The 12,174-nt window shown below is 42.7% G+C and carries 10 protein-coding genes and 1 pseudogene; 9 read left to right on the forward strand and 2 right to left on the reverse strand.

Annotated elements, in window-relative coordinates; genetic code table 11:
* Positions 1 to 132: 132 nt before the first annotated feature.
* The 3 genes from C161_RS15520 (at position 133) to C161_RS15530 (ending at position 3,048) form a co-directional block, all read left to right on the forward strand.
* Complete coding sequence (locus C161_RS15520) at positions 133 to 981, forward strand: stalk domain-containing protein (RefSeq protein ID WP_143781403.1); 849 nt, start codon at positions 133 to 135, stop codon at positions 979 to 981.
* Between the two features lie 274 nt (positions 982 to 1,255).
* Positions 1,256 to 1,915: a TetR/AcrR family transcriptional regulator gene (locus C161_RS15525; RefSeq protein WP_036671287.1), complete on the forward strand. Its 660-nt coding sequence runs from the start codon at positions 1,256 to 1,258 to the stop codon at positions 1,913 to 1,915.
* Positions 1,912 to 3,048 carry an alpha/beta hydrolase gene (locus C161_RS15530; protein WP_036671290.1) on the forward strand — a complete coding sequence of 379 codons (1,137 nt, stop codon included), beginning with the start codon at positions 1,912 to 1,914 and terminating at the stop codon, positions 3,046 to 3,048. The genes C161_RS15525 and C161_RS15530 overlap by 4 nt, the downstream gene beginning before the upstream one ends.
* 145 nt (positions 3,049 to 3,193) lie before the next feature.
* Here the strand turns inward: C161_RS15530 and C161_RS15535 are convergent.
* Positions 3,194 to 3,531 (reverse strand): annotated as a pseudogene (locus C161_RS15535) (cupin domain-containing protein).
* A 79-nt stretch (positions 3,532 to 3,610) separates the two neighbouring features.
* Positions 3,611 to 4,438: a helix-turn-helix transcriptional regulator gene (locus tag C161_RS15540; RefSeq protein WP_036671293.1), complete on the reverse strand. Its 828-nt coding sequence runs from the start codon at positions 4,436 to 4,438 to the stop codon at positions 3,611 to 3,613.
* Positions 4,439 to 4,641: 203 nt separating this feature from the next.
* Here C161_RS15540 and C161_RS15545 point away from each other — a divergent pair, with 203 nt between their 5' ends.
* The 6 genes from C161_RS15545 (at position 4,642) to C161_RS15570 (ending at position 12,053) form a co-directional block, all read left to right on the forward strand.
* Complete coding sequence (locus tag C161_RS15545; protein ID WP_036671294.1) at positions 4,642 to 6,111, forward strand: sensor histidine kinase; 1,470 nt, start codon at positions 4,642 to 4,644, stop codon at positions 6,109 to 6,111.
* A 6-nt stretch (positions 6,112 to 6,117) separates the two neighbouring features.
* Positions 6,118 to 6,810, forward strand: a complete 693-nt coding sequence (locus C161_RS15550; RefSeq protein ID WP_036671296.1) for a response regulator transcription factor — start codon at positions 6,118 to 6,120, stop codon at positions 6,808 to 6,810.
* A 119-nt stretch (positions 6,811 to 6,929) separates the two neighbouring features.
* Positions 6,930 to 8,438, forward strand: a complete 1,509-nt coding sequence (locus tag C161_RS15555) for an S-layer homology domain-containing protein (protein WP_036671301.1) — start codon at positions 6,930 to 6,932, stop codon at positions 8,436 to 8,438.
* A 10-nt stretch (positions 8,439 to 8,448) separates the two neighbouring features.
* Complete coding sequence (locus C161_RS15560) at positions 8,449 to 9,153, forward strand: ankyrin repeat domain-containing protein (protein WP_036671303.1); 705 nt, start codon at positions 8,449 to 8,451, stop codon at positions 9,151 to 9,153.
* A gap of 312 nt (positions 9,154 to 9,465) precedes the next feature.
* The gene (gene bglS / locus C161_RS15565; RefSeq protein WP_036671305.1) at positions 9,466 to 10,179 is read left to right on the forward strand and encodes a beta-glucanase; all 714 of its coding nucleotides are present in this window, start codon (positions 9,466 to 9,468) and stop codon (positions 10,177 to 10,179) included.
* A 227-nt stretch (positions 10,180 to 10,406) separates the two neighbouring features.
* Positions 10,407 to 12,053, forward strand: coding sequence for an extracellular solute-binding protein (locus C161_RS15570; protein WP_051449775.1), 1,647 nt, complete (start codon positions 10,407 to 10,409; stop codon positions 12,051 to 12,053).
* Positions 12,054 to 12,174: the final 121 nt, after the last annotated feature.

The following is a 12,174-nucleotide window of genomic DNA, read 5'->3' on the forward strand; positions in this document are numbered from 1 at the left end:
GTCGCTATTTTAGCGGCTTTTTTTGTTTATCAGGGACCAAATTCCTTTCTAAAGCTGATCAAACTTTTATTGGGATATAACGTTATTATTGTAAGATTAAAAATTACATGAAGTGGGTGAGTCGCTGTGAGAATGAAGCACTTAAAAAAAGTAGTTGTCGTTGCATTAGTGATGTCGGTGTTATTACCATTGGGGGCTCAAAAATCTGAAGCAGCATCCAAATATGTTGATTTGGAAATTCAGTGGGCAGACGGTCGAATTAACCATGTTCAGACGTTAATCAAGGATGGAGTCACTTACGGAAGTTTTTTCTCACTGGGTATTAAGGCAGGCCTAGTGTGGGGGATGGAAGATGATAATACCGCCGTACTGAAGAGCAGTCAGAAGCATATTGTTGTGCACTTGGGAAGCAGCATTGCCGAGGTTGATGGTCAAAAAGTAGATATGGGCAGAGAACCTGTGTGGTATATTAGTCACCTTTATGTACCTATAGGATTTCTTGCATCTGCTTTGGACGGGGAAGTGACTCATCAAGATATGAAAACGAACAAGGTAACCGTGACTGGATTGAGCAATTATACTGATACTTTTTATGGCAGCAACATGGGTTACACCTATGTCATTCGCACTGCAAAAGGAGATCTTGAGATTACGAATGCTTCTACTGGACAAAAGAGTTCGATTCCCTTAGGGATAAAGGACATGAATGTGAATACTCATGATCTTAAAATAAATTTTAAGAGGAGTCCCCAAAATCTACTTATTGTCATCATTGAACACACTAATCGAAAAACGGAAGACTACGATCTTTACACCTTGGTATTCAAAAATAAAGGTCTGATTCGCAAATCCATTGCTCACGGGGTAACGGGCCAGCAGGAAATTTTGAATTCAGATAGTACCATTCAACTCATCGATGACAACAGTATACGTATTATTGAAGATGAAAGTGGTAAAGTACTTGAAGTCCTTTCTCGTTGAATAGATATCTGATCCGATATTCATGAATTACATCCCTCACCAACTGATTTTAATACAAACATCTCAAAGAGCCGCTGATCAGAGTGATCAGCGGCTCTTGCATATTTCTTCCCGAATCTTTTCAAAACCAAAAATAGTTAGGCTAACTTTTGTAAATCTAAATACAGTGGTTTTAAATTTTTATAATGATATTAAACTAACAAGATAGCTTGACTTGTGAATGAATTATCAGTATAGTGTGAATCAGTTCACACTATACATTAAGGAGTAGTCTATGCCAAAAAATACTTTCTTTCGTTTAGACGAAGCAAGGCGCGAGGAAATATCGAATAGCGCAATGCATCTTTTTGTTGATAATCTTTACGAGGATATAACTATGAAGATGGTTTTGGATAGTTTGTCCATGCACCCCGGAACATTTTATCGGTATTTTGAAGACAAAGATGACCTTTATTGTCACTTAATACGTAATGTGACCCAGAAAAGAGCTGCATACTTCAGTAACAGTAATGAAGATTCCCTTTACAGCTATTTCCTTACTGGCTTATTTGGTAACGTTAATGGCATGGTGACCGAGCCACTGAATGAGTTGGAAATCAAACTGACTAAAACATTTTCATATATTCCTGAGGACATTTTGCTGAAAGTATATGTGAATGTCTTAAAGGGCGAGTCATTCCCCATGATCAAAGACATTTTACGCCGAATGAGGGTTGATGGATATCTCCGACCGGATGTTGACGACGACCTGATTTCTTTTATGTTTGAGTCAATGCAGCTTAATTTAATCTTGTTTTTTAGGGAATTCGATATTAAGGACTCTGAGCTGCAACATAAGATCAGCAAGTACTTTGCTGAATTTATGGGTCATGGGCTGCTTGAAGATCATAAATATTCTGAAATGGTTAGCGATCTCAAGGGGGAAAGAAAATGAAAACCTATAATGCATTTCCAGAACCAATTGGCGGCCATACTGTCGGTCGAACCCAGATGGATTTTGAGTACACGGCATCAGATTACTCCAAAAGAGAACTGACCGCTTTTGTGTACTATCCGTCTGACAGTAGCGAAGGTAAGACTACATCAACGTACATGTTTCCTGAAGTCTACGAGATGTTTAATGAGCAGCCACTTGTCACCGCGTTGAAGGATGTTTTCTCTATAGATATCAAGACCCAGTGTTACGACGACCTTGCTCTTTCCGGGAAGGAAAAGCGCTATCCAGTGTTATTCTATATTTGCGGCGGGGGCGGATCTCCAGAATGGGGTACAGTGCTTTGTACAGACTTGGCAAGCATGGGGTATGTTGTGGTAAGCATCGGCCATCAGAATAGCACGATGTATAAACGTAAAGATGGGCGCCTGTTTAATGTATCCAAGGATTTTTCGGATGTCATTACAGCGTTTGGTGAAGATCCGGAGATGCTGGCGTTGGCTGGTAAGATGGAGATGCGTCCTGACGATGAAACTGCCATTGAGATGTGCCGTAACGTGCTTGCACTACCGATACTTTCCAAGATAACAGAGTATAGTGAATCACAGGCAGAAGATGTAAGGTATGTAGCCGATTATCTTTACAAACTGGACTCTGGAGAGCTGAATTCCATCTTTAAGGGCAGATTACTGCTTGACATCGGCATGGGTATAGTCGGACATTCTTATGGAGGGCCTACGACGGCGATGGTTTGCCGGGATGACGACCGGTTCGCCTGCGGGATTGGCTTGGATAGCAGTGCGTTTGGACTTCTTGACAGCGATCTTAAGAAACCCTTCTTGTTCCTGTTTTGTGAACCTAACTATAATATGAATGCGGTTATTGGCGCTAACAATAGCATGGAAACCTATTATTTCTCAGTTGATCGTGTTGCACATTTGGATTACTGTGACATCGTGTTTACCAGTGTTAATAAGGAACACAGAGGCGAACGGGATGCTATGGAGATGCGAAATCTTGTTACAGACTATGCGAAGAACTTTTTTGATCATTACATACTGCAGAAGGCAACAAGTGTGGAAAGTCTGGCATACGATGGTGTGGAATTGATCAGGAAGACTAGCAACAAGTGACATAACCGAGAGACTACTGATTAATATATGTCAATTAATTTATATCAATGAGCTAGCCGTACAAACGCAGAGCCGATAACCCCTATTACGCGGTTATCGGCTCTCTGATATTGCAAATTAACTTCCTGGTTCAAATAATTGACGCTTATTCGGCCTTAGTCCCGCCAGTGTTTACTTGCTTCCAGGCTCCATCAACATGATATGACATTCCTTTTCGGCGGAAGGCTTGATCTCGACTCCTTTAGGCACAATATACATCTCGCCCTTGGAAATCTTCACTTGCCCATCACGAAAATCAATTATCATTTCCCCCTCGAGCACAAAAAATAACTTATCGGTCTCCTCATGAACATGCCACTCAAAATCTCCAGCAATCTTAACGATCTTAAATTGATAATCATTCATTTCACCAATGAGTTTCGGAGACCAAAGATCGTTTAATTTCGAAAATTCCTCATTTAATTTAATAGCTTGATAGTGCATCGTCATTCCTCCTGTGTATTAATCCTATATGTTCAGTATACTGATCTAAGCACTGGTATAACATGGATGCCTATTGAAATCAGGATGGATTATTGATGAACTTCAGACGATACTCCGTAGGAGAAATACCACATTGTTTCTTGAACACTCTGCTAAAATAAAAGGGGTCAGCAATGCCAACGCTCTCAGCAATCTGTTGTACAGACGCATCACTTGCCAATAACATTTGCTGTGCCATGTTTATACGATATTTCAATACATATTCTGCTGGCCCCATACCTGCATGTCTTCTAAACACGTAGGAAAGTCGATTTCGATTAACATTATTTTGTTCTGCAAGCGATGCGACAGTCAGACTTTGATCATAGTATTCTTGGATATAGGTAGAGACCCGTTCGAATAAAACATCTGATTCACAACTATTTTGCCTATGATCAACACATATTAAAGTCTCATTCAGTACATCGCGAAACAACATCTCGGTCTGAAACTTTGAAATACCTCCGTGCTGATTATACACATGCCAAAGACGCGTGATTAATTCGATCAGACGTGGGGACTGACCCGTTGATAATTCAAAATGCTGATGGGAAAAGCTTGTCTCTTCGAGGTCCGAACTACATATCCGGTATAAAACGAGGATATATTCCCAGTCCGTTCTATGAAACACGGTTTGATCCAGTTTCATTTTCGCGCCCCCATGTACAACTTTTCCTGGTGAAAAAATATAGGGTGTACCATCAAATTGAAATTGTATTTTTCCTGTAAGAGGAAATACAAATCCAGGAAAAGAATCGGTATAGTCAGCCTGGGGAACCCCTGGATTTCTAGCATATCGATATACGCCTTCAACTTGAAAAGGAATGTGTGCAAAATGCGCTGCTAACTGATTAACGTCTACTTTCACATTACGTACCTCATTTCAAAAGTGTTTGCCGGTCATTCTAAGATAAATCGTTATGGTCCTTACTCCAACATTATTGATAACGATTATCACTGTCAACATATATAATGAAAAAGAAAGCTCTTTTTTACATATGGGCAATAGAATCCATCTTGTGTTAACATGTGCACTAACTAATCCAATTGTTTGCTTGAGAAGGGGAACCCATGTCAATTCGAATAAAAATGCTGCTGTCCTTCACGGGCATGCTTGTTATAAGTCTACTGTTCATCCTGCTTACGGCAAGTCTGTATACGATTGCGGCTACGGGGGATCTACAGAGTTTCCGTGATATATACAAGGTACATTATCAGATCAACCCCCTGACTGAGCAGGGAGAATCGATCTTTCAAGAAATGAAGTTCCTGGCCAAAAATGACCCCGACGACCTGCAGAACAAGGTTTTGCTGCGTGAATATGACATGAAGCTTCGAGCTGAGAAGTCAGGGCTCTACATCAGACGAGAGAATAGTCAGATCTTCGAATCACTGACCTTCAACCAGCCAGAACTGAAGCAAGCACTTCCTGCCTATGATCTTAACAATTATCAGATTCGGAGCACCTTCAATATTGGTGAGCGATTTTACGCGTATGCAAAATTTGATTTTCAATATTCAGACGGGGAACGGGGGAGTATCTTTGTCATTCGTGAGAGAAGTCCCTTTGCGGAGCTTACTCGCAAGTTGCTGCCTGTGATGTCATTCCTGCTTATTGGCGTCCTCATCATTGCAAATCTGCTCTTGTTCCGCTGGATCACGCGCAGCTTCATTAAACCATTGAATCAACTACGAAGTTCAGCCGAACATATTAAGGATGGCAATCTATCCTTTAAACTTCAGCTAAACTCCAATGACGAGGTTGGTCAACTCAGCGAAGCGTTTGAGAGCATGCGGAATCAATTACAGCTCTCTTATGCGTTACGTCAGCAGGACGAAGTGAACCGCAAAGAGCTTATCTCCAACATTTCGCATGATCTCCGTACGCCGATTACCAATATCAAAGGCTATATTGAGGGTATTCGTGACGGTGTCGCTAATACTCCGGAGAAAATGGAGAGTTATGTTAATATCATTCACTCCAAAGCAGTTAGCATGGATAAGCTGGTGGATGAACTGTTTTTGTATTCCAAGCTCGACTTGAACCAAGAGCCTTTCCTGTTCAAGACAGTTGATCTCGCTGATTTCCTTGAAGATAGCATTGAAGAGCTGAGATATGATCTGGAGGATAAAGGTGTTGCCCTGGATTGGAATAACCAGGTGTCTGGTCCCGCTATGGCTGCTGTGGATCCGGAGAAGTTAAAACGTACCGTTGTTAATGTGGTGGATAATGCACTCAAATACATGGAGAATGAACATAAACGATTCGAGATTACACTTCAAGCTGATGAGAACTGGATTACGATGGCGTTTAAAGATAATGGCAGGGGAATACCTGAAGAGGCACTGCCTTATATATTTGAACGCTTCTATCGTGCAGAACAATCTCGGAATTCCTCAACGGGCGGAAGTGGGCTCGGGCTAGCAATTGCCCGCCAAATCATTGATGGACATGGGGGCTTTATCTGGGCAGAAAGCCAGCCCAATGATGGCACGAGCATATATATCAAGCTGAAACGGCTGAATGAAGAGAGGAACTAATGAGTAATGGCAAACATTTTGATCATTGAAGACGAAACAACGATTGCGGAACTGGAACGGGATTATTTTGAGCTCAACGGATTTTCCGTGGATCTCTGCCATACTGGAGATGATGGTCTGAAGCAGGCACTGGAGGGGGACTATAAACTGATCATTGTTGATCTGATGCTTCCGGGACTCGACGGCTTCGAATGTTGCAGGCGTATTCGCGAGGTAAAAGAGGTGCCCATCCTTGTCGTTTCCGCAAAAAAGGAAGAAATCGATAAGATCCGGACATTTAATCTGGGAGTGGATGATTTTATTACAAAACCGTTTAGCCCAAGTGAGTTGGTTGCACGAGCAAAGGCTCATTTGACCCGATACGAGAGACTACTTGGCAAAAACAAACCAGCTGAGCAGGATGAAATCCACATTCGCGGGCTTCACATTGATAAAGGATCACGGCGCGTTTTTGTTAATGGAGAAGAGGTGGCGATTACAACCAAGGAGTTCGAGTTACTTGTATTTCTTGCGAGTCATCCCAACCGTGTATTTAGCAAATCCGATCTGTTCGAGCGGATCTGGGGCATGGATTCCACCGGAGACATTGCAACGGTTACTGTCCATATTCGCAAACTGCGCGGCAAACTGGAGACAGACCCCAAAAATCCGGAGTATATTGAAACCGTCTGGGGTGCAGGCTACCGGTTTACTGCATAAGTTTCGTGAAAATTTAGAGCCAGTTTATATTTTGTTAATAACTTTAGCCTTGGGAGTTTCTTTTTGTCCTCTATTCTATAGATACAGGCAATTACAACCTATAGAGGAGGAATTCAACCATGAATTCTACAACCCGCAAAATCGCTACATTTCTAACCATAACTGCATTAGGTACAGCAGTGTTCCCGTTAACTGCGAATCAAGTACATGCAGCTACATACGTTACTAACATTGCGGCAACAACCACACAGCTTAATCAACAACAGATTGAAGCTGCTATCAAGGATCTGAATAGCTTGGGGATCATGAACGGGTATGCAGATCAATCTATGGGTGAACATCGAGCAATTACCCGTGCGGAGTTAGCTTCATTGGTTTTCAAAACGTTTAATTTGGAGAGCAAGACGGGAGAAACCGTAGAATTGACGGATGTGAATCCGAATGCATGGTATGCGCCATATGCGTCAAAGCTTGTTGAACTTGGCATCATGCAGGCTAACGATGGACAATTCAATCCGCAAACTCAAGTGTCGGATGCTGAACTCGAACAGGTCGTATCCAAAGCGATGCAACGTGATGTAAAGTCCGTTCACCATTGGATGAGCGAGTTCTACTCCGAGAACGGTACAGCAACGCGCGGCGAAACAGCAGTGCTGTTGCAAACTGCACACCAAGCTATTCCTTCGGAGCAAGCTCAAATCAAGAGCGTTAGATCACTGAATGCCATTACGTTAATTGTAACTTTTGACAAGCCGCTGACAGCAGCGAATGAAGCTTTTGCCAAGGCACAAACGGACTTTGCGTTTAGTGGCGGGTTGACGTTAACCAATATGCCCCGTTTGAAAACAGGGTCAATCGCGACTTACATCGTTCCAACGTCCGTACAAGATGCTGGTGAAGTGTACAACCTGACTTACAAAGGCCAAGACGCTGGTTCCTTTGAAGGCAGTGGTACGAAAATAAACATGACAACGGTTAGTCAAGTAACGAATGATACATTCGAGATTAAAGCATTGCAAGTGAACAGTGTCGTGGATTATGGTTACATCATTTCGGCTTACAGTGGTGGTCGAGGAGCTAATGCATTTGTGCTGAATGATCAAGAGCAAGCAGGAGGCAAAACGTATCAGATCATCTCTTCCATGCAGGCAAGACAAGTTGTAATTACGCCAGAAGGTGGCGAGCCTATCGTTGCCAGATATGTTCCGTTCACGCAATCCACAGACGGTAAACAAGAACCGAAGTTCCGTTTGCCTGAGGGACAAACGCTGAAATCAGGTGTCACATATACGGTTTCTTCGGATTGGGCCAACATCGAAAATGCTTCATTTACGGCGAAATCGTTTGATCCACTAGTGGTTGCAAGTGCTCAAGCAGTGAGCGAAACCTCCATTGAAGTTACACTTGACCAGGACCCTGGGGATGAACTGTTCTCTGGTCGAAGTGTAACGTTAACTTCACCTAGCGGGGATGTTCTGACGGCCACTTATAAATATTCAAGTCGAAAAGGTGCGACGGGTGTATTTGACCTAACAAATGATGGGAAGTTGACTGCAGGTACTACGTATACAATAAATCCAGTTGGGGATTGGAGTATCGCTTCTTCGGTCACCTTGACACTGAAGTAAAGGAGGCAGTATGAGTAAAACGCTGATCATCGTTGTCCTGATAAGCAGTATGTTGATCGTTCAAGGTTGCGTGCCTGAAATGAGAAACGACTCTAACGAGGAGGTAAAGGCCATGACTTCAGCAGATGAACAGCTGTTCAAGGCAGTAGAGGACAGCGATACTGAACGCATCGAACAAATGATTCAAGCAGGTGCCAATATCAATGCTCAAGATCAGAGTGGACGAACCGCTACAATGTTTGCAACTTACAATAATGATCTAACATCGGCTAAAGTGTTAATTGAAGCGGGGGCAGATGTGAATATACAGGACGATATGAAAAATACCCCGTTTCTGTATGCTGGTGCTGAAGGATACTTGGATATTTTGAAGCTGACAATCGAGGCGGGAGCGGACCCAGCGATAACAAATCGATATGGAGGGACAGCACTTATTCCAGCTTCGGAGCATGGATATGTGGATGTAGTGCAAGAACTACTCACTCAAACTTCAGTGGATGTGGACCATGTGAATCAATTGGGATGGACAGCACTACTCGAAGCGATCATTCTTAACGACGGCAATGCTCGGCAGCAGGAGACGATACAATTACTCATTGATCATGGAGCAGACGTGAACATACCGGATCGTGATGGCGTATCACCGCTCAGTCATGCGAAGAATAATGGTTTTAAAGAAATTGAAGACATTTTGGTACAAGCTGGTGCGAAATAAAACCCTTTTAGGGTGAATAAATTAACAAACATGTTGAGATATATGTAAAAATGGTTTTCATGGAGCGCCTGATTCCTTCTATGCTGAAGGGCAGGCGCTTCATTCAATCCATCTTACGTGTATGAAACTGGCATAGTCTTAACATGACATGATTAGATACGAGAACGAGGATCTTAAAAATTGAATATCTCTGCTTTGAAGTTTGCTATAGTGTACCACTATACTTCCAGATAAAATGGAAATACCAACCATGTAAGCGTTATCTATTATTGCGCTGCTTATACATGTTGGAATCATTCATGGAGGTGTATGATGAAAAGGAAGTCTTGGTATACTTTGGCGGTAACTGGTGTCGTCTCTTTGTTTTTTTCGGTAAGCGCTTTCGCGGGTTATGTGTTCTGGGAACCTCTAACCTATTTTAACGCAAGTACGTGGCAAAAAGCGGATGGGTATTCCAATGGGAACATGTTTAACTGTACGTGGAGGGCTAACAATGTTAATTTCACAAGTGACGGCAAGCTTAAGCTTGGTTTGACCAGCTCTGCACAGAACAAGTTTGATTGCGGAGAGTATCGTACCACGAATACGTATGGGTACGGCTTGTATGAAGTCAGTATGAAACCTGCCAAGAACACAGGTGTAGTTTCCTCATTTTTCACATACACAGGCCCTGCACATGGCACCCAATGGGATGAGATTGATATCGAATTTTTAGGAAAAGACACAACCAAAGTGCAGTTTAATTATTACACCAATGGGGTTGGTAATCATGAGAAGATTATCAATCTAGGGTTTGATGCATCCCAGGGCTTCCATACGTACGCATTTGACTGGCAGCCGGGACATATCAAATGGTATGTTGATGGTGTATTGAAACATACGGCAACCAGCAATATTCCTAAAACACCCGGAAAAATCATGATGAACCTGTGGAATGGAACAGGAGTAGATAGCTGGCTCGGTCCTTACAACGGGGCCAATCCGCTCTATGCAGAGTACGATTGGGTCAAATATACGAGTAATTAAGCAGACTGAAGCAGCCGTTAGTGGCTGCTTTTTTCTATATTCAGGCATTGTATTTATTCAATATATGTATTCAATATCCAATATCCTAAATTAATGCAATAAATGTTGCAATATTAGTATGGGCATAAATATCAAAAATTCATTATGATTAACCTGTAAGCAACATTACATAGACTGGGGGAACGAAGTTGGACACAAGTAAAAAGAGACGAGTAGGCAGTTTGGTCATGATCGGAGTATTGGCCCTATCTGTAGCCCTGAGTGGGTGTAGTAACGGGAGCGACAAGAAAACAGAATCAAGTACACCAGCGACAACGTTGGAGCTCAAAAATGGGAAGTATGATCCACCAGTATCCATTACGTATTTACGACCATGGGGTCCAGACGTGAAGTTTAAGTCAGGCGAGGATCAGGATAACAACGTCCATACAAAATGGGCCAAGGAGAAACTCGGGATTGAGTTGAAAAACCAGTGGATATCTCCATCCACCAATAATGCATTTGAGACGAAACTGCGCCTGTCACTGGCTTCCAATGCAGACATGCCAGACATTATTTCGTATCGCGGCGAATTCAATCTAGTGCGTGAATTGATTGAGTCCGGAAAATTTGTCGATGCGGGGGAGTTGTTTGACAAATATGCCAGCGACACATGGAAAGCAGCCGTAAACGAAGATCCTTCCGTATGGTATCCATACATGCAAGATGGCAAAAAGATCGGTATTCCGATTCTGGACTATTCCTATAATGGTGATCCTGTCATGTGGATCCGTGAAGACTGGATGAAGAAATTCAATCTGGAAGCACCTAAAACGATAGATGATCTTGAAGTCATTATGGAAACGTTTACGAATCAAGATCCGGATGGCAATGGGAAGCAGGACACTTACGGACTCACCATTGGCTTCAAGAACTGGCTGAACACATGGATGTCTGAAGCTGGGTGGGTATTTGGCGCTTATGGTACAATGCCAAACCAATGGAATCTGACGGCAGACGGAAAACTTGAATACGGTTCCGTTACACCTGGTGCAAAACAGGCTTTGGCCAAATTACAGAGCTGGATGAGCAAAGGGTATATCCCGGAAGAAGCCGGCGTGTATGACGAGACAAAAGCAGCTGAAGAATTTACTGCCGGAAAAGCAGGTATTGTGGTTGGTCCTCACTGGATGCCATCCTGGCCGCTGGAGGATGTGAAGAAAAACAATCCTGAGGCTGAGTACAAGGCGTATCCAATTCCTTCCGGTCCAAATGGTCAAGCAGGAAGACATGGTACGTCAAACGGAAATGGCGTAGTTCTGATTAACAAAGACATGAAGAATCCGGAAGCCTTTTTCACCTATCAGAACTATCTCTTTGATCACTATGCAAATCCTAAAGAGGGCGATGAGTTTGAGCATGGATTTGCCGAAGGGTACGATTGGGTAATGGTCGATGGGAAACCATCAACTGATGCAAGTCTTACGGGTGGTTATGCTCCAGAGAAGTACACCTTAACGTTTGATGGAGCGCGTATTCCAAATCTAAGCATGACAACACTTGCCAAGCTCGCGAGCGGTGAAGAAGCAACTACACCGTTTGAGAAGAAAATCAAATCAGGTGTACCAGTACCTATGCTTGATGCAGCCAAGATTGTTTTGGATCAAAAAGATATCGTGTTCAATCAGATGTTTACTGGAGCACCTTCAATGACAATGCAGATGAACAATGATATTTTGACAAAGATGGAGAAAGATACATTCTCTCAAATTGTATATGGCAAAACCTCTGTTGATGCGTTCGACTCATTTGTTGAGAAATGGAAATCTTCAGGCGGAGATCAGATTACGAAAGAAGTTAACGAGTGGTATGATTCCGTGAAAAGCGGAAAATAGGATGACAAAGGGCTGGCTGAAATGATTCATCCCGGCCACATAAGCACCAAAAAGGCATTGCAGGAGAAAATCTCCGGCAATGCCTTTTTGTAATTGATATAGAGTAGAGGAAACCGGAGAG

The organism is Paenibacillus sp. FSL R5-192, assembly GCF_000517845.1.
GTDB lineage: Bacteria > Bacillota > Bacilli > Paenibacillales > Paenibacillaceae > Paenibacillus > Paenibacillus amylolyticus.

Excerpts from the sequence above, each read along its gene's own strand:
- C161_RS15570 (WP_051449775.1), top strand. The coding sequence starts at position 10,407 with ATGATCGGAGTATTGGCCCTATCTGTAGCCCTGAGTGGGTGTAGTAAC.
- C161_RS15530 (WP_036671290.1), top strand. The coding sequence starts at position 1,912 with ATGAAAACCTATAATGCATTTCCAGAACCAATTGGCGGCCATACTGTC.
- bglS (WP_036671305.1), top strand. The coding sequence starts at position 9,466 with ATGAAAAGGAAGTCTTGGTATACTTTGGCGGTAACTGGTGTCGTCTCT.
- C161_RS15555 (WP_036671301.1), top strand. The coding sequence starts at position 6,930 with ATGAATTCTACAACCCGCAAAATCGCTACATTTCTAACCATAACTGCA.
- C161_RS15525 (WP_036671287.1), top strand. The coding sequence starts at position 1,256 with ATGCCAAAAAATACTTTCTTTCGTTTAGACGAAGCAAGGCGCGAGGAA.
- C161_RS15520 (WP_143781403.1), top strand. The coding sequence starts at position 133 with ATGAAGCACTTAAAAAAAGTAGTTGTCGTTGCATTAGTGATGTCGGTG.
- C161_RS15545 (WP_036671294.1), top strand. The coding sequence starts at position 4,642 with ATGTCAATTCGAATAAAAATGCTGCTGTCCTTCACGGGCATGCTTGTT.
- C161_RS15560 (WP_036671303.1), top strand. The coding sequence starts at position 8,449 with ATGAGTAAAACGCTGATCATCGTTGTCCTGATAAGCAGTATGTTGATC.
- C161_RS15550 (WP_036671296.1), top strand. The coding sequence starts at position 6,118 with ATGGCAAACATTTTGATCATTGAAGACGAAACAACGATTGCGGAACTG.